This is a genomic window from Enterococcus sp. AZ109 (assembly GCF_051714625.1).
Lineage (GTDB): Bacteria > Bacillota > Bacilli > Lactobacillales > Enterococcaceae > Enterococcus_A.
On sequence record NZ_JBIOSF010000002.1, the window covers coordinates 74,538 to 98,507 of the forward strand.

A 23,970-nucleotide genomic window follows, 5' to 3' on the forward strand; every position below is an offset into this window, starting at 1 on the left:
TTGTATTCTCTATCCACCTGTGCTATTTAGTTTGTGAAAGGGTGGAGAAGCGCTATGTCAAATTGTGATATTATGTTATTTAATGAAGAAGATAAACTACAACTGGTCCAAAAGATTAATATTGTTTAGTATGCCGTGCATCCCAGATAGTAGTCAAACTCAAATGCGCAGATGTGTCTGTAAAGTCTGTTACGAAAAAGACAGCTTGAATTTTACTCAAACCATTAAAACGAACACCAAAGAAGAATTGTTAGCTCGCTTAGAAAATGGGTCCATTGATTCCTTTGAAATTTCCCGCAAAGTCAATCAGCTGATTCTATTTGACGACAAGCAGCAGCAGCTTTGCCTGCCTAACCACAAGAAATACACCAAAGAAAACTTGAAACCTGAGTTCTATGCCTTTTCTTCGATTGCCGACTGCCAAGTAGTAGAAGAACAAGTGGAAAAATTCGTTAAGAAAAAGAAACAAACGCTAGGCACCATCAAAGTGGTGGTCGAATTTGCTGGTGAACAGCCAGTAACCCGTGATATTTGGCTGATTCCCAATTTGATTGACAAAAATAGTATGGCCTACAAAACAATGCGTTCGCTTGCCGAAAGTATTGTTAAAGAAATTGATCAATCACGAAATGCGGCAGCCTAACTAAATAAAGCAAGGAGGGGCTGGAAAAGGTTCCTCCTATTTTTGTTCAAATGGGGCGGGCTATTACCGCTTTTTCCGTTTCCTATTTTTCCCTTTTTTGCCTTTTTTTCGTAGAGCTTTATCTATTTTCTGTTGTTCCTGTTTTTGCTGACGTCGGCGTTCTTTCTGGCGGGCTTTTTCTGGGTCAACCTCAGACTGATCGGGAGTTGATTTAGTTTCCAGCTGCAGTGATTCTTCTTCGTTGTTAAAAATCCACTCGTCGACAAGTTCGTCAATTCCTTCTGAATGCTCATCCACCTCAAATTTGGGCAGAGCATCCTTAACCTGGATCCCTTCATAGATAGCAGTTGCCGTTCGGCTGATCAACTCCTCCTCCGAAATAGTGTCTAGATCGATGCCTTCTAGCAAGAATTTTTTCCAATCCCCATAGGTTTTCCCCTTGAAGTTAGCAAAACGAGTAAAGTCTTTCGGTAAAGAACGAGGATCGTCTAAGTGAATGGAGAGTTTTGGTTCTTCGGCTGGCTGTGTCGTTTTATGTTTTACCCATAAGTCTGGTTGTTCCTCTTTGTTGGCACAATCGTACTCCTCCTCTAGCGTGACAAAACGGGATTTGGCTAATTCAGTAAAACGGCGCACGCCATCCTTGTGGAAGATAGTTAGCGTGCCTAAAATGGATAGGGCATCACAGTTTTCTTGAGCGGAGTAGCTACGGTGAACATTTTTCATGGTGCAACGGTGCTTCTTACCGGTTTCGTCAAAAAAGGTGAGGGCTAAGTTTTTTTGAGTTTCTTCTTTGCAGCTGCCTGCCTGTAACATTGGACGAATGTGTTCTGTATGCAAACGAGTAGTTTCGGTAACTTGCAAATATTCCTTACGACTAATAAAAAGAGAATCGATCACAGTCTTCCATTCATTGTCAGAAAAGTAATCACGAAAATAAATGCAAAGGTGACGGACGGAAGCCAACTCATCCGCATGATTTAAGAATAGCTCACGCATCGTATCTTTGGCGACAAAAGAAAAATCAGCAACGGAAAAAAAGTTGCGTACCATCAAAAAAACAGCTGCTTGGATCGCATACGCAGCATCCTTGTGTTTGGCAAGGCGTTTTTCTAAAGAAGTGCGGGTTAAATTTAGTAGTTGATGTTGTTCCAATAACTGATCCTTCATTTTCATTTCTCCTTGTCAACAAGTCTTTTATTTTCGTAAAAGGTGAATACAAACGTACAATTATTTCATCAGAAGCTTGTTCTGTTGATTTCGATTCTATTGTACGTGATATCTAAAGCGTTTGCAAACATATTTTTAATATTTTTCAATAATTATCTAATAATTTTTGTATTAACCTCAGTTAAAAGAAAGATGGAAATTTTTGTATATTGTCTGGGACTACTTTTTTATAAATAACAGAAATTATTAGGCAATTGATTTTTCATAAAGCTCAATAATTTCTTTCGTTTTGAAATACTGTTTCAAAATTTCTTTTTAACAAAAAAAATCATATCAGCTTAGCGAAGATGTTGATAGGTTCGATTTTAATTCAAACTAGATAGAAGATCTGGGCTCACTGCAACCAAAATACAGCTTAAGGGTGGTAGTGGTGGATGAGTCTATTCAAGCATGTCTAAGAACTTAAATCGATTTTTTCCCAGCATTAGTCTGCAAATAATAGCTGATAAGGGAGAGGAGTTTTAGTCGCTTATAAATAGAATATGTAAACTAATTAGAGAATAAGTTCGTTTACGTTCACTCTGATTCAACTTAATTTTTCGAATGACGAATAAAGAAATCTCCGCTAAAATTTTAGAACTGATAGGTGGCAGCGGAGCCGTTAGTATTCTTCGGCTTCATCAATGCACTAGAGTATCAAGGCTCAGTGTTGCCAGCTTTTGTGACTGGGATTTTAGGTTCCCAAATTGAAATTTTCTTGAGGAAACGGATTCTGGATTCATTAGATTTAATTTTAACCCCGTTTCTGACCTTATTAATTGGACTTATTTTGGCATTATTCATTATTGGACCGGTTTTCCACGAAGTTGAGATCGGGGTATTGCATAAGGATCAGGAATTGTAAAATTTTATTCGTTTAACTGTATACTTTCGATTGAAAAATCTGAAGTGTACAGGTTTTTTACTTGACCTAAAGTTAACTTCAGCAGTTACACTAGCTATAATGAGTAAGTTTATTAAACAAAAACAGAAAAGCGAGGAAAAAATCATGACACAACCATTTATCTTTTGTCACATGCTGATTTCAATTGACGGAAAAATTACCGGAAAGTACATGAATACACCGGAAGGGGAGGCAGCAGGGGACTTCTTTTATCAGCTAGCCTTTGGCAAAAAGCCTTTTTACAAAAATCAAGGCTGGCTTTCCGGACGCAAAACTACCGATGATAACTTTACGATGTACAAGGAACCCATACTGCCAAAGAATTTCGAGGCGGTTCCAGCCGGAGACTACATCATCGAAACCGGCAAACCGATTTATTATATCTCAATTGATCCTTCCGGAAAATTAGGCTGGGAGAAGAACACGATTACTTACCAGAATACAACGGCGACAGTCATCGAAGTCTTGACCGAAAAAGTATCCGACAGCTACAAGACCTTTTTACGCAGCTTGGATATTCCATATATCATTGCTGGCAAAGAAAGCATTGATCCTAAGCAAACCGTCGACAAGCTGCAGCAGCACTTCAATCTGGAATCGATTATGCTAGGTGGCGGTGGATTATTGAACTGGTCGTTTATTGAAGCTGGTGTTTGTGATGAGATCAGTTTAGTAGTGGCACCGGTGGCGGATGGCTCATCTGACAGCCCGTCTGTTTTTGAAAATGGCAGCTTGAGTAGCGATAAAGCTGTGGCTTTTTCATTAGAGCAAGCCCAAACGCAGGAAGACGGTACCTTATGGCTGCGATATAAAGTGAAAAAATAGTAAACGAATCACCTCCAATTTTTGCATTAGTCTAACTTATCCAACCGATTAGCAATCGAAATTGTTCCAGCGGCTAAAAAGCTTAGAATAGGTGACAGATAGAAATTATTGGAGGAATTCAAAATGAGTAAAAATAAAGATGTTGTTGTATTAACTGGTGCCGGACTAATTGGTGTTGCGCTCGCCCGCCGAGTTGGTGCAGGCAAGTATTTAGTCGTTGCCGATTTATCAATGGAAAATGCTGAACGGGTGGCGGAGGATTTATACAACGCAGGCTTTGAAACAACTGCTGCGACGGTCGATATTTCTTCTCGTGAATCTATTCAAGCCTTAATTAAAGAAGCGCAAAGCTTTGGCGAAATTACTGGAGTTATCAATGGCGCTGGCGTTTCACCATCTCAAGCACCCATCGAAGCGATCTTAAAAGTAGACTTATACGGTACGGCCGTTTTATTAGAAGAATTTGGTCAAGTCATCGCTGAAGGCGGATCAGCTGTAACAATTTCTTCTCAATCCGGCCACCGGTTAGGCTCTTTGTCTGAAGAAGAAAGCGAACTGCTGGCAACCACGCCAACAGAAGAATTACTGAATCTTGAAATGCTGCAAGCCGAAAACGTCAAAGACACCCTGCATGCTTACCAATTATCTAAACGCTGCAACGTCCTGCGAGTAATGTCAGAAGCAACTAAATGGGGCAAACGAGGCGCGCGAATCAATTCCATCAGCCCTGGTATCATCATCACACCATTAGCCAATGATGAACTAAACGGACCTCGTGGTGAAGGCTATCGTCGTATGATCGACGGCTCACCCGTTGGCCGGGCAGGAACCGCCGATGAGGTAGCTAACGTAGCAGAATTGTTAATGAGTGACCGTGGTTCATTTATCTCCGGCAGTGATTTCTTGATGGATGCTGGAGTTACGGCATCTTACTGGTATGGTGATTTGTCGCCCAAGTTGTCTAAATAATGGAAATAGCCTCGCTTCAGTTAATGCTGGAGCGGGGCTTTCTTCAAAGAACTTTGATTGAAAGTCCGTTGAAAAACGTTTACAATCAAAAACATAATAATCACTGGTAATTAGTTTTCAAATTTTATTAGAGGAGGATAGACCATGAGTAAAGAGTTGAAAAAAATTCTTATTGTAAAGATTATTCAATTTTCAATTTTCGGGATCTCACTAACTACAGTTATAGTAAGGGAGCGCAGTCTGTCAAATTGGCCGCTCTATCTTATGATCATAGGAATACTTTTAGCAAATTTTGTCCCTATCAAATATCGCTCTAATTTCTCTTCTGCTGATCCTGGTTTGTTTTTGAAAAATCACACAAGGCATTTTGAAAACATCATCGATATGACAATTAATTGTTTAGTTATCTTTTTTGTTACTGTCATACACATACTTAAAAATATATGAATCCTGTTAAACAATTGTTTGTCCGCACAATTGACAATGACTGTTTGCCGTTGTTAGCTGACCCAAGCTAAAACGTTGGAACAGACAAAGCGATATGGAGGGGTATTGAAAAAAGGATGGCGGGAGCTGGAGTATAGTCAGTTCCCTTTTCTTGTCTGTAAAAACCCACGATTGCTTTTTCCAATGAAGTTTGTTTTACTTGAGGTAATAAGTTGTGGTGGTGAAGAAGATGCTTTTTAAGCAGATGAATTATTTTGTGACCGTGGTAGAAAAAAACAGCTTTACCGAAGCCGCAGCGGAATCGTTTGTGTCCCAGTCGGCTATTTCCCAACAGATTCAGGCCTTGGAAGAGGAGCTGGGGGTGGAATTGCTGCATCGGCAACACCGTAAATTTACTTTGACTCCGGCAGGTGAATATTTTTATCGTGAAGCCAAGCAAATGCTGGCGCAAATCGATGAGCTGGTGACAGAAACCAAACGGATCGGTGTAGATGAAGAAACCCAGCTGAACCTAGGGTATCTGCGTGTCTACAGTGGGCAGGAATTGCACCAGGCGATTGCGGAATTTTCCATGACTTATCCCGAAGTTTCCATTAATATCGTTAACGGCACCCATGAAGAGCTGTATCAAGAGCTGCGGCAAAATACGGTGGATGTGGTTTTGAGCGATCAGCGGCGGGCCTTTTCCGATGAATATGTAAACTTTGAACTGGTTCAGCCGGAAGTTCAGATTGAACTTTCTGCCCGAAATCCTTTGAGTCAGCAGGATGCGATTGATATTCAAGCGCTGAAGGGGATTCCCTGTATTTTGATTGCTAGTCCCGAGCAGCAGGCCTTTGAAGAAGATTTTTACCGCAACACGTTGGGCTTTGACGGTACGTTTCTTTTTGCAGAAAGCCTAGAAGAGGGGCGAATGATGGTGATTGGCAATCGTGGCTTTTTGCCGATTGAAGTTGCCGGAACATTGCCCGCACCAGCAATTTCCGTGAAGCGGCTGCCCCTGACCAAAAACGGCAAAGCCTTGATCCGCAATTATTGTGCGTTTTGGCGCAAGGAGCGAACCAACTATTATATAGAAGAGTTTGCCAATGTGTTGAAGAAATTGTTTGATGGAGAAGAATAGGTGAGGAGGTATTATGGATGGAAACCAAAGACTTTCTAAACTACTTAGAACTAGCATTGAAAAATCTACACGCCACTGAAGCTATGCACTTCAACATTCGCGGTGAAGTGTCCCGCTTACTGAAACTATACAGCGTGGAAGAAGTAAACGAAAAGCTAAACAAGAAATAGGTCATAGTGCTCTCAATAACATCATACGAACTGTGAAAACCCTCGGTTGAAGCCAAAACTTCAGCCGAGTTTTTTTACATTAGCAAAACTTATCCATGAGATTAGCAACCCAAATTGTTCTGTAAGTCCAATCTGCGTAGAATGAATCATGTAGAGAAGAACAACAGAAATGGGGATAAATAGAATGACGCTAACGCAACAGGCGATGGATTTCCACGAAAAAATGTTTCCCGGGTACGTTTCAGATTTCCTAAGAACCGATCCTGAATTTATTGAACGCTTTGATAATTTCGCCTTTGATGAGGTGATCCAGCAGGTCAACCTAGACGACCAAACTAGAATGATCGCCATTCTATCCGCTCTTTTAGGCCAGCAGGGGATTGATGAATTTAGAGCAATGGTGCCAGCTGCGATGAATTTGGGTGTTACCCCGATTGAAATTAAAGAAGTCGTTTATCAAAGTGTCGCTTATCTTGGCATCGGTCGGGTATTCCCGTTCCTAAAGGCAGTGAACGAAATTTTTGAAGCCAAAGGTATTCCGTTGCCCTTAGAAGGGCAGGCCACTACCACAACTGAGAATCGCTTAGAAAAAGGTGAAGAAGTTCAAGTAGCGATCATCGGTGAACAGATGAAAGATTTTGCCACCTCTGGTCCCAAAGAATCCCAGCATATTAACAAATGGCTGGTAGACAATTGCTTTGGCGACTATTATACCCGTACCGGTTTGGATCACAAACAGCGGGAAATAATTACCTTTTGTTTCTTAGCCGCTCAAGGCGGGTGCGAACCCCAGCTGACTTCTCATGCCGGCATCAACATGCGTATCGGCAATGATAAGCAATATTTGATCGATATTATCTCTCAGATCTTGCCCTTTATCGGCTATCCGAGAAGCCTAAATGCCTTAAACTGTGTCAACACTGCCAGCAAGTAACGAAAGGAAGATTCGATGAATATCAAAGAAGCTAGTCAAAAACTGGGCCTGTCAGCCGATACCATTCGCTATTACGAAAAAGTGGGAATGATCCCGCCAGTCAATCGCCGCAACAACGGCATTCGCGATTTTACTGAAGCAGACCTCTGCTGGTTAACCTTCGCCAAAGAAATGCGCAGCAGTGGCTTATCGATTGAGGCCAGCATCAAGTATATTCAACTTTTTAACACCGGCGGGGACGATACGATTACCCAACGAAAAGAAATCCTGTTAGAACAACGTCAGCTGATGCAGGAAAAAATGCAGGAGCTGGAAGCATCGATTCATGCTTTGGATTTGCGAGTAACCAATATTGAAGCCTTAGAAAGTACGTCGACGGATGATCTATTAGCCGGCTAAAGAAAGAAGCGATAACAATATGTCTAAAACTTATTTAATTACCGGCGTCAGCAGTGGCTTCGGTTACGAATTAACCAAACAATTACTAGCCAAAGACGAAACCGTCATTGGTAACGTCCGCAACGACTCAAACGTCTAACATTTAATAGAAGAATATCCTGATACCTTTTTCCGCAAATTTCTAGATGTGACGGACGTTTCAGCGATTCAAGCGTTAGTGAAAAAAATCTTTGACCACTTAGACGCAACGGAGATATTTGCTACTACCCGTCAGGTCAGTCCTTTGCCGTTTTTTATAACGGCGAACAGCACTCCAGTCTAGGAGGCTTAATCAAACTAGGAGAGATTACTTCCAACTTGTCTGGTTTTGAGAATATAGATGACTCAATAGAAATGACCATTGATTTAGTAAATTAGTGTTTCACTTTTTCCATAAAGTACTTCCAAAAAAGCACTTGTTCATTGTAGAATGAGGGCTTTTTTCTGTGAATAAAATAACAATCAACTTTTTCTGCAAAACAGAAAAAAATGATCCTTCTAGTTGACCATTATTCGAGTGTTATTAATTGGAATAGACCAATGATCAATGAATCGAAATTTCCCTTGTTAACACTATGTTTTTGACCGTCTTTTCACTAGACAACTATTATTATTGAGTTATAAAAAAAGAATTAGCTAGAAAAAAATGCGAAAATAAATGGATTTTCGAATCAAATTATTTAACAAACATAAAAAAATGGAGTAAATTGATTTCAGCAAATAGCAACTGCTATCACACATGATAAAACAGAAAGGTTGATATCAAATGATTAAATTATATACTTCTCCAAGCTGTACTTCCTGCAGAAAGGCTAAAGCGTGGTTGAAAGAATCTGGACTAAGCTTTGAGGAACGAAATATTTTTTCTGAACCACTAACCAAAAATGAAATCAAAGAAATTATTTCATTAACTGAAACTGGAACCGAAGAAATTATTTCTACTCGCTCAAAAGTATATGAAAAAATAGATGTTGATCTCGACGAATTGTCCTTTAATGAACTTGTTGCATTGATCGAAGAAAATCCAGGGTTGTTGCGACGACCAATCATTTTAGACGATAAACGATTGCAAGTTGGTTACAACGAAGAGGATATCCATCAGTTCATCCCAAGGAAGCTTCGCCGTTTTGACGCTAAGGAAAAAGCGCAGCAATTAATGTATTACGAACTGAGACAGCAAGAATTAGTTTAACTTATTGTAAACAAGCAAAAGTCTTACTCTTATAAAAATAAGGAGTAGGACTTTTGCTTGTTTACCACCATATATCTTGTGCATCCGATAGAGGTTTCAGTTCAAAAAAGCATGTATTTATTCGCTTTTCATCGTATTAGTAAACGAACATAACTATTTACGCTGTACTTCTTTTGTTTGTCGTAGATTTTCTTAGAAAAATGGACAAAACACAAAATTATCCTTATACTTTTAACATGAGTAAATTAAAAATTTTAAAAATCATGAGAATCGGCGGCCTTGTACTTTTTTTAGTGATGCTATTAACATTGAAAAGTACTCGAGCACATGCGCCGGTGACTAATTCTGAAATCATTCAAAATTCTTTGTATTCAAGAGAAAACTTTCCTGCTTATCTATCTACAGATAATCTAAAGAAAAACAAACAGGATGACAGTTGGGTAAACAGTCAGTATGTTGAAAGTTTCACCAATCAATTTTATCAAAAGAACTTAACTGTCACAAAACAACTAAATAACCGACCCATTTTCCGGCTGATTAACATCGATAAGAAGCAAACAACTTATCACATGATGACCGATCTGACTTATACGGGTGCTGCTGAAGAAGTAGAATTTGTTGTATGGGGCGCCAAAGATCAAGCAGATCTTAAAGTATATGCTGCTAGTTTTGACCCAGAACTTCGGACTTGGCAGGCAGACGTGCCCATAAACGAACATAAGATTGCTGGACGTTATCAGGTTCGTATCTTAATTACTGAAGCGGATGGAAGCTATGACGAACTAGACTTTGGAGAGTTTGAGGTTACCCAACCAACAATTTCAGCCAACCTAGATGCTTCAAGAACCGATAAAGGCCAATTCGACGTAACCGTTCAGGTTGATAGTGTCGCTGAGGTTGATAAGCTGGAGGTTCCTGTCTGGTCAAAAGAAGATAAAAGTGACCTTAAAACATACAAAGCGAAGCAGCAGGATGCCACAACATACACCATTCGCATGGATTATGAAGATTTCGACTTTCAAAATGGTGTTTATACATCTGAGGCACTTTTGACCGCTAAGAACGGCTTGTCTGCTAAAAGTGAGCTGAACAAAGCTGAAATTAATTTGACTTCACCTAAACGTGTGCGTGTTTTGGAAGAGGCTACCAGTTATCAAAATCGAAGTTTGACAGAAGGTGCGAGTCATCTTGAACGGAATTCTACGTTTAGAGTTGAAGGCATTGTCTACAACGATGAGCAGAAAATATTCAAAACAACGGAAGGGTATATTCCGGCAGATAATCTAGAAGTTAGCGAAAAAAGCGAAGATATCTTATATGTCAGCCATCGAGGGAATAGCCAAGTGGCGCCTGAAAATTCTATTCCCGCTTTCCAACAGGCAACTACTTGGGGAATCGAAGCCGATGCTAGGATGACTAAGGATCGCCAATGGGTGATTATGCACGATGAAACGGTAGATCGAATGACTAATGGCAGTGGCATGGTGAAGGATTTGACCTTAGGCGAAATCCAAACGATGCGAATTGATCATGGTAAGAACGTAGAGGCTTACGATCAGGCACAGTTAGTCATCCCTACATTTGAGGATTATTTAGCAGCTGTACAATCTCTGCAAAAAACACCAGTAATCGATTTGAAACCGACTGATATGACCGCAGCTGATTATGATAGCTTAGCCTACTTGATTGATTATTATGGCTTTTCAGAAAGCGGCATGGTGATTGCCTTTGATTACCCGCACCTTCAGGAAATCAAAAGACGACTACCTAATATCCATGTGCAGCTATTAAGTGAAGATTTAAATGAGCAATTGATAGCAGATGTTTACAATTTGGGAACTAACGCCGGCTTAGATATACGCTATGACAATATAGTTTCCAAAGTTGATCTTGTTACACAAGCACAAACTTATGGCTTAGAAGTAAACGCTTGGACAATTCCAAAAAAAGAATGGAAAAATGCCGAAAAATTAGGCGTCGATTTTATCACAGCAAAAACAGGTCCCAAAAAATATGGATAGAAACGAAAACAGCTTAGCACCTATTCTAAGCTGTTTTTTGTATTACTAAAGATTCAACAAACTCCCTACTTAACTGAACATTGTAAGTAGGGAATTCTTCTCTATTTATAAACTATCCAACAAAAGCCATAGACAAGTTCCACTTACAATACTTCCGCAATCTCTTCATCAACAACCAAATCAGTAATGAAGTTCATATCCAACAAAGTCTTCACACTTTCAGCTTTTTCTTTTCCAGTAGCTGTGATCAAGACTCGCGGGATGTTCTTAATATCTTCCAATTCAATGCCTAAAAGACGTTGCGAGAAGCCTTTAGTCAGCGGCTTACCTTGGCTATCGAAAATAGTGCTCCCGATATCGCCAATGGCTTGTTGGCTTTTCAATAATTCTGCTTCTTCCTGCGAAATATATTTCAATTTTTTGTAGGTGGAAGAGCGAACGGGATCACTCACCCCTAAAATAGCAAAATCGACTTGCTTTCCTTCATCGAGGATTTCTTTCACTAAGCTTGTTTCCATCAATGCACTTTTTACGGCTAACGTATCGGCAATTGCTGGTGCGTAGAAATACGAAACCTCCGCATGATATTTTTCAGATAAAACAAAAGCTAAATGATTGGAGTTGATCCGGACTTCAGAAAGACCAATTCCACCGATCAAAGGAATGATTTTCAACTGATGCAAGTCCAAGAGGTTCGCTTGCTGGACATACTCGAATAAGGTTGATCCCCAACCGATCCCCAGCTTTTCAATCGAACTTAAGAGTGGCTCGACCAGCTCGACACACAATTTTCCAGCTGCAACTTTCAAGTCTTTTTGTGTCCGAGAGGCGATCCGAACATTTTGCAAGTGATAATTTTCCTTCAATTTCTCCTGCAGCTTAAGCAAGCCCAGCTCATTGTGTTGGATGGTAATTTTGACAATTCCTTTTTCCTTGGCTTCATGGAGTAAAGAGGCGACGGTTGGTCTGGAAATATTCAGTAATTTGGCAATCTCACTTTGAGTGATTTCATCTTCATAATAAAGCAGCGCCGCCTGCAGCATTAAAGCTTCTCGATCTAACATTTTTACCTCTCCTTTGTTACATTCTGTGACATATGTTCCGCTTCTGTTAAAAGTTTCCCATATGGTATCACCAGATTAGATTGACTTCTTGCTATTATCCTACTACAATTTTTACAAAAGTAAATACTAATTTACAAATGTAAAAAACAGGAGATGTACACTATGTTAGTGAATTCAAAAGAAATGTTATTAAAAGCCCGCGAGGAAAATTATGCCGTACCTGCTACAAATTTTATTGATCTGGATTCTGCCAGAACCTTTGTAACAGTAGCAGAAGAAGTGAAAAAACCGTTGATGCTGCCTTTTGCTCAAGCCCATAAAGACTTGATTTCTTTAGAAGAAGCCGCACTAATCGGAAAATACTTAGCAGACAAAGTATCAGTGCCAGTCGTTTTGCACTTGGATCACGGAGAAGATTTCGCGTTCATCAAACGAGCAATTGATCTAGGCTTTACCTCAGTTATGATCGATGCGTCTAAAGAAAGTTTAGAAAATAATATCAAAATCACTAAAGAAGTCGTGGCATATGCCCATGAAAAAGATGTGACCGTCGAAGCCGAGCTAGGGCATGTGGGCGCCGGGACGAATTATGAAAACCACGAAACTACCGACTCAATCTACACCGAAGTCAAAGATGTTCAAACTTTCCTAGACCAAACGAATGTAGATTCCTTAGCGATCTCCATCGGAACAGCTCACGGTGCTTACAAAGGAACACCTGTATTGAACTTTGAGCGATTACAAGAAATTCGTCAAATGACCGAAGTTCCCTTGGTATTGCACGGCGGCTCTTCCTCAGGGAATGAAAACTTAACTCGTTGCGCCATCAGTGGAATAGCTAAAATCAATATTTTTACTGACTTTTTGAATGCAGCTTACCAGAAAAATAAAGACGGAAACCCACAGGACTATCTTGAAATGAAACAATTATCAAACGAAGCAATGGCGGAAGTATTGAAGACTTGCTACGAAGTTTTCCAGACAAAAAGTGTTTAGAAGGAGTATGTACCCATGACTGTTGAGATAAAAAAACCATTTTTCGTATTCAATCCGAAATCTTATTTATATGGTGAAGAACTAGTAAAACTAGCTAAAGTAGCGGATCAGATGGCCGCAAAGTATCCAGAGTGCAGCGTACTGGTGACAGTTCCGTTTGCCGATATCGCCCCGGTAAAGAACGAGACAGAGAATATCATTGTCACTGCGCAGCATATCGATGGGATCAAACCAGGAAGAGGCATTGGGCATGTATTACCAGAATCAGTGTATCATGCTGGCGCACGGGCGGTATTTTTAAACCATGCAGAACGTCCCATGACTGTTGCGGATCTATCTAAGGCGATGAAACGAGGGAAGGAATTGGGCATCAAGACCATCGTTTGTGCCGATTCTATCGACGAAGCACGGGCTGTCGCAATTATGGGAGCCGACGCAATCTTATGCGAGCCGACCGAATTGATTGGTACCGGCCAAACGAGCGACAGCAGCTACATCCAGCAAACCAACCAAGCCATCAAGGAAATCGATGAGAACATCTTAGTGATGCAAGCCGCAGGAATCAGCACACCAGAGGATGTCTACCGCACCATCGAATTAGGCGCTGACGGCACGGGTTGTACCAGTGGGATCACCAACGCTGATTCTCCTGCCGACATGCTAATAGATATGATTGACGCATTAATGAAAGCTTATACGGAAAGAGGAAACCAATAATGAGTGTAAAACATGACCAATTATCACTAAAAACCCAAGCAGGAAAAGTGACTTACTTAGATATCACGTTGCAATTAAGAAAAGCCATCAAAAACTCAGGTGTGCAAGATGGTATGTGTGCAATTACCACCCCACATACCACTTGTTCTGTAATCTTTGAAGAATACGTCCACGATAAAGATTGGAAAGGGGACGAATTCCTGCAGGTGGACCAAAACCGTATCTTGGATAAATTGATACCCCGCCAGTATACGGAATCGGATTATTTATATCCGGGACCTGCTCATGTAGAATTTTTAAAAGACCTAGCAGCTAAAGATCCTAATTACTTGCCAGATCCAGTCTCCATTCTCAATGCCGATGCTCATATTAAAGGATCATTGTTTGGAGCCAGTGAAACGGTGATTATTAAAGACGGTGAACCATTGATCGGTTCAGTCGGCTACCTGTATTTTGTTGATTGGGATCAAAATCGTGAACGCACACGCACGTGCAATTTGATGATCATGGGAGAATAAGGCTATAGATTAAGGAAGCAAGTACGATTTGGAAACAGATTGGTTTGCTTCTTTAGTAGTTGATTAGACAGGGGTGAAAGTGTTTGCAGGCGGAAATATTCGTTTATTTAGACATAGATGTGAAGAACCAAGAAGAACTTTTTGACTACGTAAGTAAAAAAATGGTGAAGGATGGGTATGCTAAAGCAGACTATTTTGCTGGATTAATACAACGGGAGCAAGAATATCCCACCGGTTTAAAAACGGAGGCGCTTGCTACGGCTATTCCTCATACTGAGATGGCATTTATTCTAAAACCATTTATTGCCGTTGTACGACTTACCAATCCAATTGAGTTTACCCATATGATGAAAGGGGAATCTGTCCTTGCTGAAGTAATTTTCTTTTTGGGAATTAGTCAGGCAGCGCAACAGCTAACCACGATTCAAAAAGTTCTGAGTTTGATTACTGACAAGGAAGCGGTTCAACGAATTATGTCCGCTGACGATGCAGCTCAAATAAAAAGCTTGATGAGTGTTGGATAATTGACCACGGTAATTTGTTGAAACATCCTTGCAATTTTTGGGATGTTTTTTATTTTGGCTGACGTTATTTTTCCACAGCAGATTAACATATGATAATCAACTGCTGGAAAGTTTCACATTTGATCCCTAGAAAACCCTTTCTAGTGCGTTGACAATCATCTAGGCAGTGCTATACTAAAGGTGTATATAACATATGGTAAATTACGGAACATATGTTACGAAAAGAGGAGGAACTTAATATGACGTTATATGGAAAACTATTGGAAAGAGAAGCAAATAACCAACCAATCAAAGTAGGAGTTATTGGTGCCGGTCAAATGGGGTTTGGGATGATCGCCCAAATTTCTACCATACCAGGGATGGCGGTAACCGGAATTAGTGATATCAACAAAGAAGCTGCCCAGCGTGGAGCAGATGCTTATAATGCAAGCGCAGACAAACAGGTGGATATCTTAGTTAGCTCCGATTTTAAAGAAATTATTCATTCCGACAAAGTGGAAGTTGTCGTTGACGCAACGGGTGTCCCTGAAGTCGGTGCTCAAATTTCCCTTGAGACATTACTAGCTAAAAAACACATCGTCTTACTTAATGTCGAAGTAGATATCACCATTGGACCATTGATGAAGAAAATGTATGATTCAGCCAACTTGATCTACACGGGATCAGACGGTGATGAGCCAGCAGCAACTACCGAATTATTCGAATTCGCGAAAAGTATGGGAATGGAAGTCCTAGTTGCTGGTAAAGGCAAGAATAATAAATTACGAGTTGGTGCAAATCCTGATACTGCTCAAGCTGAAGCAGATGCAAAACAGATGTCCAGTCACATGTTGGCAGCTTTCCAAGATGGCACTAAAACGATGGCAGAAATGAACCTATTATCAAATGCTATCGGTTTTATTCCTGACAAAGTGGGGATGCACGGAATCAGTGGGGATGTTGATTCTGTCATTAAGGATTTAGATTTAAAAGAAAATGGCGGCGTGTTAGATAAATATGGCGTGGTTGAATATGTTGATGGTTTGGCTCCAGGCGTATTCGTTATCGTCAAAGGTCAAAACGAAGGTGTGCGCCACGAATTAAGCTACCTAATGAAGACCGGTGATCGCGATCATCACATTCTTTACCGTCCTTATCACTTAGCTAGCTTAGAAACACCTATCACCATCGCTAAAGCCGTGTTGAATCATGATCACGCGATTGTACCTTTAGGAGCGCCAATTTCCGAAACCGTTGCGGTTGCTAAAAAAGACATTAAACAAGGTGAAAAAATCGACGGAATCGGTGGTTTCTGTGTGCGAGGTGTCTTAGAAACCCATGCTGATTTAGATAAGAATAACCATGTGCCAATCGGTTTAGTTGGCGGATCATCCGTTGCCAAACGGGATATCAAAGACGGGACATTCTTGACTTATGACGACATCGAAATTGATGAATCGACAACCGTTTATCGCTTAAGAAAACTACAAGATTCAACCTTCGCAAAATAGAGCAGGTGATAACCAGCCTAGCAATTGGTGATTGAAAAAATGTTGTTACAATTCCTCTTGTATAATAGTAAAGAAAATTCCTCACTAGATGTTCGCTGCATCTAGTGAGGAATTTTTATTTAGCTGAGCAAATGGCTTTAATAGGAAGAGTATCATTGCTAATGCCGCTATTAATTTAGACGAGGGAACTTCTAAACATCTGCAATCACGATCAACAACACAAATTCATCATCGGATTGTTTGATTTTCATCGTGCCCTCATATTTTTCGACGATTTCCTGTACATTGGCTAAGCCAAAGCCGTGGTTCTTTTTATCAGGTTTAGTAGTTAAAACTTTTCCATCATTGGTTACCAGTTGTTCTTCGGTGGAATTGGCAATCTCATAGCTAAAATATTTTTTATAATAACGAGCCTTCACCGATAATTTCCGCTGATCGATTTCGGGAATTTTAGCAGCAGCTTCAATGGCATTATCTAAAGTATTCGCCAAAATCGTGCATAAACTGATGTCATCGATTCCCACCCAATCACTGACATCGATGTTGAATAAGCAATCGATATCATTTTGCTGAGCTAGTTCATATTTTGCGTTCAGCACATTGTTTACCAGCGGATTTTTGCTGAAGGTGCGGGTTTGATTGGCATAAACGTTAGTAAGGCCGGTGAAGTAGTTCTTGGCTTCGGCTACGTGATCGTCTTCCAAATAATTGCCTACAACACTCAAATGATTGTTCAGATCATGCTTCAGCTTGCGGACTTCCAACTGATTTTTCTCCAACTCTAAATAGTAATCTTCCTGCAGCTTGAGCTTCTGATTCTCTTGCTCTTTTTTGACCGATTCAGTCAAATAGCCGGCTAAAAACTGAATCCCAATGCTGGTTAGCGCAATCGCCAGCGTTGCTGGAAAGATCAAAAGATGGTTATCTGGTGAAAAAATGAGAATAAAAATCATCCCAATCAGCGGACCTAGTGAGACAAGGTTAATGATCGCCCACATTGTTGGCTGCATAAATTTCTTAGCACCGGGAATCCTTTTTTGGAACAGACGAAGAATATCATACCATAACGGGATTTTCAAAAGACAAAAAAAGGTATGGAGACCAATATCTATCAGTTCAGTCTTTTCGGTAAGACTAAACAGGTAATAACCAATCTCTTCAAATAAAAAATTAGTCGAGATGACTAATGGCAGCAGAATAAAAACGGCGGCCAGTTTACGTTGAAGAACTCCCTTGAACCCCAGCAACATGGTTAGAATAAAAAGGATCCAAACGATCAACACATTGTGCTGGTCTTAGGGATAGATCACCGTCGCTATAATGAAATAAATCATAATCCAACTGACCAGCTTAAGCACCCGGCTTTCTCTAACAGATGCAAAGCACAAAATTGTTTGATAAAGGAAATAGGCAGGTATGATTGAAATTAGGCAAATTACATATACAGAAATGATTCTTGCAGTACTCATAAAGTTACTCCCCTATTAGTTTGGCACAGGCGACTTTTCCGCAGGACAGACTACCAGTGTTCGACTAGAAATAGGCTACTCAGCCGTTTCTTTTTATTCTATCATAAAGCGTTAACAAAACTTTACAAAAAATGGGTCAAACTTTACATCTCGATGTCTGTTTTAAATATGCAAACTCTTCTATCATTAAGGAAAGGGAAATGAAAAATGAGGAGGAGTTAAGTATGTTACAGGTAAATCATTTGTACAAAAGTTACCAAAGCGGGAATGTCACTTATGATGTATTGAAAGATGTTTCATTTACCATTCGTAAAGGGGAATTTGTCGGAATTATGGGGTCATCTGGTAGTGGAAAAACCACACTGTTGAACTGTATCTCTTGCTTCATTCCTTATGAAAAAGGAGAAATTTTATTAAATGGTACGAAGATCGCAGCGCTGAAAGAAGAGCAGATGGCTGAAGTTCGTAATGAAAAACTGGGCTTCGTCTTTCAAGACTTTATGTTATTGGATGGCTTGACGATTTTTGAAAATATTTGTCTGCCGAAGATTATTAAAAATGCACCTTACAAGAAAATGGAAGCGCGTGCGAAGAAACTGTTAACCATGTTTGGGATTAGCGAAGTTGGTGACAAATACCCAGTAGAAATATCTGGTGGTCAAAAACAGCGTACGGCGGTTGCACGGGCGTTAATGAACAATCCATTGCTGATTTTGGCGGATGAACCGACAGGGAATTTGGACAGTAAGTCCGGTGCAGCAGTTATCAATGCTTTTTCCGAGGCGAAAGAGGAATTAGGAGCAACTATCTGTATGGTTACTCACGATAGTTTCTCAGCCAGTTATTGTGATCGAGTAATTGTTATGAAGGACGGGCATATTTTCAAAGAAATGGTTCGTTCTGGTCGTCCAACGGTATTTCACGATGAGCTTCTGCTGGTGTTGAAAGAGCTGAATGGGGGCGTCGGCCATGAACTTGGATAAAATCTTCAATAAGCTGCGACGTTACAATCGCGGCAACTATGTTCAGCTGATCTTTTGTATCGCCTTTGCGGTCTTTTTGATTACTTCATTTTCAGCAATGCTTTTTAGTCCGACGATCTTAACGGTCTTGCCGCCAGGCGGCGATTCTCGTAAACAAGTCAATATGATTTTCGCGATTGCCTTAATTGGCTGTCTGATGTTTGCCATTTATGCCACCGGCTTGTTTTTCAAATATAAAAGTCGCGAAACCGGCGTTTTCCTAGCGCTGGGAGCTTCTAAAAGAGTTTTGACCAAGACTTTCTATAAAGAGTTGGCAAAAATCTGGGCAGCCTGTACCTTGGTTGCGTTAGTTCTGGGAAATATTGCTTCCGTGATCATTTGGCAATTGTTCCGTGTGCTGGTGATTGATACCAGCCAGATGCCCTATCAATTTTCCATCACCGGTACGCTAGTGGGCTTGCTGTTTGCCGTAGTCCTAGGTCTTTGTATCTTTGTGATGGCGTATATCTTTATGAAACGCAGCAATCTGATGGACATCTTAAATGAACAGCGGAAAAACGAACCGATCCAAGAGGTGACGCGAGCTTACGGTTTAACCGGGTTGATTATGACCGTCTTGGGGATACTGCTGGGCTATGTTGTACCATTTATGGCCGCGAGTGCCTTCAAAATCAACATGCCTGGCCTATGGAATGTCACTTACCTGATCTCAATTGTGGGGATTTATCGTCTGGTGACGTATTTGATTTCCCACCATGAACGGGGGAAACGGCCACAAAAGTACTACAAAAACATTATTCCTTACAGCATGATGAAATCCCAAGGGAAACAAACGGTCCGCAATATGTGCGTCATGGCTTTATTAGTTTTAGCAAGCATGTTCGCTTTGTTCTATGTACCGATGTCTGCCACCAGCTACTGGCAGATTGATGACAGCTCAGTGGATTATTCATTAGTTTATCCGGCGACCATCGATGAATTGAACCAAGAGGATATTGAGAATCTCGCAGCTAAGCATGACGTGAAGACAACCGATTATATGGAAGTCGATTTTGCTGAGTTGCTGGGCAGCGGGATTGAACGGGATTGGACGGATAGTGGGAAATTGGTGGAAGAATACCAAGAAAAACATGAATACGCTGAGTTCATCAGTGCTTCTGAGTATCAACGAATTACCGGCAAACAGCTGACTGTACCACAAGGAAGCTATTACATCTTTGTAAATGGTCCTGAGGATACGTGGACCAAGTTCGATGATATGGATCAGGTCACTAATCCAGCCACAGATGAAACCTTCAAGTTAAGCTTTGCCGGAACACTGGATGATAAAGAGCTGTTCCATTTAGCCACTAATCGCTATGTGCTGAACGACGCGGATTTTGAGGCTTTTACAGCGGATATTTCAGAGGATCACCAAGTAAAACAACTAATGTTCAATGTGGAGGAATCCGAGGCTGAGCAGGTCTTTGCCCAAGAAGTTTTTAGCGAATTCATCGCTAAGGCACCGGCAGAAATGGCGCGAACGACTACCTATGATGCCTATCAATCGGAACAGGCGCAGCTTGCTGGTGAGCATTATGATGGGGATATCGTGATGGAGCTTGATACCAGTAATCCCGACCTACGGAATTATTGGAAATATTATCCGAGTATCAAAACCATCATGAAGCAAAACTTTTTACGGGATATGGCAGTGTTCTTCCTGCTGTTTATCTATGTTGCGATCATTTGTCTAGCAGCTGTCGGCATTATTGCTTACACCCGTAGTATTACGATTGCCATCAACAACAAACAACTCTTTGAAGATTTAACCAAGCTGGGGGCCAATAACAAATACATTCGCCGCACCGTGAACTCACAGCTGAGGAAGATCTTTGTTTACCCAACCGTGATCGGCGGAGTAGGGATGCTGTTTATGATGTTCTTGATTTTCGTAGTCAACGATGGTCTGTTCTCACCTGCAGAAATGATTGCCTATAGGTATGATTTGCTGATATTTGCAGCGGTATGTGTATACATCTTCATTCTGTATCGTGTATCCTTCAAGAAGATGCTGAGGATTCTAAAAATATAATAGAAGAAAAATCAAGCTGGCTGCAGTTGAGACGCTCTTGTCTTAACAGCGGTCAGCTTGTATTATTGTAGCAAACGATATTTGAAGGAGAAGCGATGTTTTTTTTCGAGATGCATTTTAAAAAGACGAACTTGTTTTATGATGGCTATCATTGGAGGGGTAAAGAACTTTGATGTTCGTAGGAGAAAATGATGAATAAACAAAACAACTTGAGAAAATATTGGGATATCTATTCAGAAGAGACCAGCTTCAATGCCTCAGTTATTACCGATTTTTTGCAACGGAACGGGCAAGAGTTGAACTACAAAGCAGGTTCCGTGATCGTTTTGGGTGGCGATTTTCCGTCAGATGTTTATTTTATTAAGGAAGGCATTGGTGTAGGGAAAAGAAACTACGAAGACGGGAACGAGTATATCTATTTTCAGGTGGATCATACCAATGGGAATCTGGGATTGCTGGAAGTACTGGCGCGAAAGGAAATGTATATTTCCACGGTTACATGCTTAACAGATGTCGTGATGATAAAAGTTCCTTCCTATTTGCTGTACAAGGAAATTATGGAGAACCAAGAATTGTTGCGGCGTTGTACGGTTTTATTAGCTGAAGATTTGTATCGGACTTCAGGCAATGAAGGGCTGCTGTATCGTTTCCAAGGTGTTGATCGGGTAAGGCATTACTTGATTAAGTATTATGAAGAGCATGCTTCCGATGAATTGGCGGTAGAAGTGCAGAAGCAATATCAAGATATCGCCTTCGAGTTAGGAATCAGTGTTCGGACAGTAGGAAGAAGTATCAAGAAACTGAAGGAATCAGGCGAAATTATCAGCTATAATCGCAGTGTGTTTATCGACGCAGTGCATTATCAAAAACTGGTGGACCAACTAAATCACTAAGAGACGAGGAAGCATCAATTTTTTATGATGCTTCTTTTTTAACGGACAGATGACCTTTCGTTTTCAGTGAAAGCCTTGTATTTTAAGAGTATAGAAAGTCTCCAGTCCTAAAAAGAATGATAGCGCTTTTTCTGATCAGCATTCTTGTTAGGACAACACACGAGCATCTTACAAATTTGCAGGAGGTACAGTAAATGAAGAGAGGTTTGAAATACGATTTTTCACTTTTGGCACTTTTACTCATTCCCGTCGGCGTTTCGCTAAATGTAGTTGGTTATCAGTTATCAACGATCTTGAAATTGCCGGTATTTATTGATCAAATCGGAACCATGCTAGTATCTATGATTGCCGGACCGTGGATCGGTTTATTAACCGGACTTTTAGGCAATGTGGTGAGCGGGATGCTTAATCCGATTGCGATTGCTTTTGGCTTTGTTTCCATGAGCATCGGATTTGTCTCGGGCTTTTTCTCTCGCTGGAAAATGTACACGAATATTATTGGGCTGCTGATTGCGGTGTTTATTTTAACGATTGTTTCAGCCTTTACCGCAGCGATAGTCACCGTCTTTTTGTTTGGTGGTGTCACGGGGGCGGGAACTGATCTGGTAACAGCGGTCTTTTTAGCAACAGGACGTGAATTGTGGAATTCAGTGCTGTCTACCAATCTTATATCGGGAACCGTTAATACCGTGTTGAACTTGGCAATCAGCTGGTTGATTGTTCGCCGCATTCCTAATCGCTTCTTAGTGAAACTAAATTATGGGGAACAGTACATCAAGAAGGGAGTGTTGAGCCATGGATAGCTTTATCGGCAGACTGTATCCATCAACCAAATTTTTGTTAGTTGTTGTGATGATTCTATTAAGTATGTTTACGCCTGACTATCGGTTCCAGTTAGGACTGTTTGCAGTAATCTTGATATTGAGCTTACTGTCAAACACTCTCGGTCAATTTTTGAAGGTGTTTTTAAAATCAATCGCCTTGATTGTGGTTTTCATCTTTGTGATTCAAGTGTTTATCATCAAGAATCCTGATTCGCAGCCGATTTGGGGCTTTATCAGTTTTTCTGAGATGGGATTGGCTACCAGTATTGACATGTCTTCACGGATTATAGCCATCAGTTCCAGCATTATCTGGTTTTTCCAAACAACCAGTGTGAAGGATATCATTCATGCCTTAGAGTTAGCTAAAGTTTCCAAGAAGGTGACCTTCGTCATTTCATCGACGATTCAATTGGTACCTCAGATGTCTAAATTGTCGCAAACTATTAGTGATGCACAAAAATCGCGGGGGATCGAAACAGAGGGCTCTCTGATGATTCGAGTGAAAGCCTTCATTCCCATGATGGGTCCGCTGGTTCTGTCTTCTATTCAACAAACAGAAGAACGGGTGTTGACGCTGGAGTCTCGCGGATTTTCTTCTACGATTAAAAAGACCTCGATCTATGCTATTAAAAAAAGTAAATGGGATTATTTGATTGCGGCTGGATGTATTGTGCTCTTTATTTCTTACTTAGTCTGGAGGAATCGCTAATGAGTATTCTGTCACTGAAAAATATTCAATATACCTATCCGTTAGAAACAGAACCTGTGATTAAAAACGTCAGCTTAGATTTAGAAGCTGGAAAGGTTTATGGTGTTATCGGCGGAAATGAATCCGGTAAGACAACGTTGTGCAACATCATGCGGGGGTTCATACCTGAGTTATATAAAGGAACGTTATCTGGTGATGTTCTATTTAATGGCAAGTCGATTTCGGAGTACAACATCGGCGAATTGGCAGCCCATATCGGCTACTCTTTCCAAAATCCTTTTACCCAGATTTCCGGGGTGAAGGAGACGGTTAGCGAAGAAATTGCTTATGGCATGGAGAACTTAGGTGTTCCACGGGAGAAAATGATCCAACGAGTTGATGAATTAATCCAGCTGTTTCAATTAGACGATCTGAAGGACAAAAATCCTTTTGAATTATCAGGCGGTCAAAAACAACGGGTAGCTTTGGCGTCAATTGTGGCACTTGATCCGGAGATCATTATTTTGGATGAACCAACTTCTCAGCTGGACCCGAAAAGCACTGAAGACATCTTCAAAATTGTGAAGCACTTAAAAAAAGCTGGCAAGACTATTTTCCTAGTCGAACATAAAGTGGATTTGTTAGCCGAATACTGTGATGAGATTTTAGTTATGAGTGCTGGCGAACTGGTGATGAAGGGTAAAACTACCGAAATATTAACCGATGAAAAAGTGGTGCAATACGGTGGGCAACTGCCGCAAGTTACCTTGTATTTCCTTCAGGCATTTGGGAATCAAGGAAAAGTTCCGCTAACTGTAGCTGAAGCTTTTTCATTATTGAAAGGAAGTGAGTAGC

Annotated in this window: 25 protein-coding genes and 1 pseudogene; 23 read left to right on the forward strand and 3 right to left on the reverse strand. The window is 40.6% G+C overall.

What is annotated here, in order from left to right; all coding sequences use genetic code 11:
• Positions 1-163: 163 nt before the first annotated feature.
• The gene (locus IGI42_RS16920) at positions 164-643 is read left to right on the forward strand and encodes a hypothetical protein (RefSeq protein ID WP_438717148.1); all 480 of its coding nucleotides are present in this window, start codon (positions 164-166) and stop codon (positions 641-643) included.
• Between the two features lie 63 nt (positions 644-706).
• Here IGI42_RS16920 and IGI42_RS16925 read toward each other — a convergent pair whose 3' ends face one another.
• Positions 707-1,813, reverse strand: coding sequence for a hypothetical protein (locus IGI42_RS16925; RefSeq protein WP_438717149.1), 1,107 nt, complete (start codon positions 1,811-1,813; stop codon positions 707-709).
• 649 nt (positions 1,814-2,462) lie between these two features.
• On the opposite strand from IGI42_RS16925, the pseudogene IGI42_RS16930 reads away from it, so the two are divergent.
• From IGI42_RS16930 to IGI42_RS16980, 11 genes and pseudogenes are all read left to right on the forward strand, one after another.
• A pseudogene (locus tag IGI42_RS16930) lies at positions 2,463-2,699 on the forward strand (PTS transporter subunit EIIC); the annotation flags it as partial.
• A gap of 162 nt (positions 2,700-2,861) precedes the next feature.
• Complete coding sequence (locus tag IGI42_RS16935; protein ID WP_438717150.1) at positions 2,862-3,581, forward strand: dihydrofolate reductase family protein; 720 nt, start codon at positions 2,862-2,864, stop codon at positions 3,579-3,581.
• A gap of 123 nt (positions 3,582-3,704) precedes the next feature.
• The gene (locus IGI42_RS16940; protein ID WP_438717151.1) at positions 3,705-4,550 is read left to right on the forward strand and encodes an SDR family oxidoreductase; all 846 of its coding nucleotides are present in this window, start codon (positions 3,705-3,707) and stop codon (positions 4,548-4,550) included.
• A 144-nt stretch (positions 4,551-4,694) separates the two neighbouring features.
• Positions 4,695-4,997, forward strand: a complete 303-nt coding sequence (locus IGI42_RS16945; protein ID WP_438717152.1) for a hypothetical protein — start codon at positions 4,695-4,697, stop codon at positions 4,995-4,997.
• A 229-nt stretch (positions 4,998-5,226) separates the two neighbouring features.
• On the forward strand, positions 5,227-6,120 hold the full coding sequence (locus IGI42_RS16950; protein WP_438717153.1) for a LysR family transcriptional regulator: 894 nt from the start codon (positions 5,227-5,229) through the stop codon (positions 6,118-6,120).
• Positions 6,121-6,137: 17 nt separating this feature from the next.
• The gene (locus IGI42_RS16955) at positions 6,138-6,290 is read left to right on the forward strand and encodes a hypothetical protein (RefSeq protein WP_438717154.1); all 153 of its coding nucleotides are present in this window, start codon (positions 6,138-6,140) and stop codon (positions 6,288-6,290) included.
• 205 nt (positions 6,291-6,495) lie between these two features.
• Positions 6,496-7,224, forward strand: a complete 729-nt coding sequence (locus IGI42_RS16960; RefSeq protein WP_438718317.1) for a carboxymuconolactone decarboxylase family protein — start codon at positions 6,496-6,498, stop codon at positions 7,222-7,224.
• A gap of 15 nt (positions 7,225-7,239) precedes the next feature.
• Positions 7,240-7,623, forward strand: a complete 384-nt coding sequence (locus IGI42_RS16965; protein WP_438717155.1) for a MerR family transcriptional regulator — start codon at positions 7,240-7,242, stop codon at positions 7,621-7,623.
• 255 nt (positions 7,624-7,878) lie between these two features.
• Positions 7,879-8,040 carry a cyclophilin-like fold protein gene (locus tag IGI42_RS16970; RefSeq protein WP_438718318.1) on the forward strand — a complete coding sequence of 54 codons (162 nt, stop codon included), beginning with the start codon at positions 7,879-7,881 and terminating at the stop codon, positions 8,038-8,040.
• A gap of 388 nt (positions 8,041-8,428) precedes the next feature.
• Positions 8,429-8,854, forward strand: a complete 426-nt coding sequence (spx, locus tag IGI42_RS16975; RefSeq protein ID WP_438717156.1) for a transcriptional regulator Spx — start codon at positions 8,429-8,431, stop codon at positions 8,852-8,854.
• Between the two features lie 200 nt (positions 8,855-9,054).
• Positions 9,055-10,875: a glycerophosphodiester phosphodiesterase family protein gene (locus IGI42_RS16980; protein WP_438717157.1), complete on the forward strand. Its 1,821-nt coding sequence runs from the start codon at positions 9,055-9,057 to the stop codon at positions 10,873-10,875.
• Between the two features lie 143 nt (positions 10,876-11,018).
• On the opposite strand, the gene IGI42_RS16985 is transcribed toward IGI42_RS16980, so the two are convergent.
• Positions 11,019-11,939: a sugar-binding transcriptional regulator gene (locus IGI42_RS16985; RefSeq protein ID WP_438717158.1), complete on the reverse strand. Its 921-nt coding sequence runs from the start codon at positions 11,937-11,939 to the stop codon at positions 11,019-11,021.
• A gap of 162 nt (positions 11,940-12,101) precedes the next feature.
• Between IGI42_RS16985 and IGI42_RS16990 the strand changes: the two genes are divergently transcribed.
• The 5 genes from IGI42_RS16990 to IGI42_RS17010 all read left to right on the forward strand — a co-directional run bounded on the left by IGI42_RS16990 (position 12,102) and on the right by IGI42_RS17010 (position 16,184).
• On the forward strand, positions 12,102-12,935 hold the full coding sequence (locus IGI42_RS16990) for a class II fructose-bisphosphate aldolase (protein ID WP_438717159.1): 834 nt from the start codon (positions 12,102-12,104) through the stop codon (positions 12,933-12,935).
• Between the two features lie 15 nt (positions 12,936-12,950).
• On the forward strand, positions 12,951-13,652 hold the full coding sequence (locus IGI42_RS16995) for a triose-phosphate isomerase (protein WP_438717160.1): 702 nt from the start codon (positions 12,951-12,953) through the stop codon (positions 13,650-13,652).
• Positions 13,652-14,170: a YjbQ family protein gene (locus tag IGI42_RS17000; protein WP_438717161.1), complete on the forward strand. Its 519-nt coding sequence runs from the start codon at positions 13,652-13,654 to the stop codon at positions 14,168-14,170. The genes IGI42_RS16995 and IGI42_RS17000 overlap by 1 nt, the downstream gene beginning before the upstream one ends.
• Before the next feature lie 83 nt (positions 14,171-14,253).
• Positions 14,254-14,694: a PTS sugar transporter subunit IIA gene (locus tag IGI42_RS17005; RefSeq protein WP_438717162.1), complete on the forward strand. Its 441-nt coding sequence runs from the start codon at positions 14,254-14,256 to the stop codon at positions 14,692-14,694.
• A 239-nt stretch (positions 14,695-14,933) separates the two neighbouring features.
• The gene (locus IGI42_RS17010; RefSeq protein WP_438717163.1) at positions 14,934-16,184 is read left to right on the forward strand and encodes an NAD(P)H-dependent oxidoreductase; all 1,251 of its coding nucleotides are present in this window, start codon (positions 14,934-14,936) and stop codon (positions 16,182-16,184) included.
• 191 nt (positions 16,185-16,375) lie between these two features.
• Here IGI42_RS17010 and IGI42_RS17015 read toward each other — a convergent pair whose 3' ends face one another.
• Positions 16,376-17,467 (reverse strand): GHKL domain-containing protein, encoded by a 1,092-nt coding sequence (locus IGI42_RS17015; protein WP_438717164.1) that lies wholly within the window; start codon positions 17,465-17,467, stop codon positions 16,376-16,378.
• Between the two features lie 410 nt (positions 17,468-17,877).
• Between IGI42_RS17015 and IGI42_RS17020 the strand changes: the two genes are divergently transcribed.
• The 6 genes from IGI42_RS17020 to IGI42_RS17045 all read left to right on the forward strand — a co-directional run bounded on the left by IGI42_RS17020 (position 17,878) and on the right by IGI42_RS17045 (position 23,969).
• Positions 17,878-18,636, forward strand: coding sequence for an ABC transporter ATP-binding protein (locus IGI42_RS17020; RefSeq protein WP_438717165.1), 759 nt, complete (start codon positions 17,878-17,880; stop codon positions 18,634-18,636).
• Complete coding sequence (locus tag IGI42_RS17025) at positions 18,623-20,710, forward strand: FtsX-like permease family protein (RefSeq protein WP_438717166.1); 2,088 nt, start codon at positions 18,623-18,625, stop codon at positions 20,708-20,710. Before IGI42_RS17020 ends, IGI42_RS17025 begins: the two co-directional genes overlap by 14 nt.
• 191 nt (positions 20,711-20,901) lie before the next feature.
• On the forward strand, positions 20,902-21,603 hold the full coding sequence (locus IGI42_RS17030; RefSeq protein ID WP_438717167.1) for a Crp/Fnr family transcriptional regulator: 702 nt from the start codon (positions 20,902-20,904) through the stop codon (positions 21,601-21,603).
• Between the two features lie 194 nt (positions 21,604-21,797).
• Positions 21,798-22,406 carry an ECF transporter S component gene (locus IGI42_RS17035; protein ID WP_438717168.1) on the forward strand — a complete coding sequence of 203 codons (609 nt, stop codon included), beginning with the start codon at positions 21,798-21,800 and terminating at the stop codon, positions 22,404-22,406.
• Entirely contained in the window at positions 22,399-23,136 is a 738-nt protein-coding gene (locus IGI42_RS17040; RefSeq protein ID WP_438717169.1) for an energy-coupling factor transporter transmembrane component T family protein, read from the forward strand. The genes IGI42_RS17035 and IGI42_RS17040 overlap by 8 nt, the downstream gene beginning before the upstream one ends.
• On the forward strand, positions 23,136-23,969 hold the full coding sequence (locus IGI42_RS17045; RefSeq protein ID WP_438717170.1) for an energy-coupling factor ABC transporter ATP-binding protein: 834 nt from the start codon (positions 23,136-23,138) through the stop codon (positions 23,967-23,969). Before IGI42_RS17040 ends, IGI42_RS17045 begins: the two co-directional genes overlap by 1 nt.
• The last annotated feature ends 1 nt before the right edge of the window (position 23,970 follow it).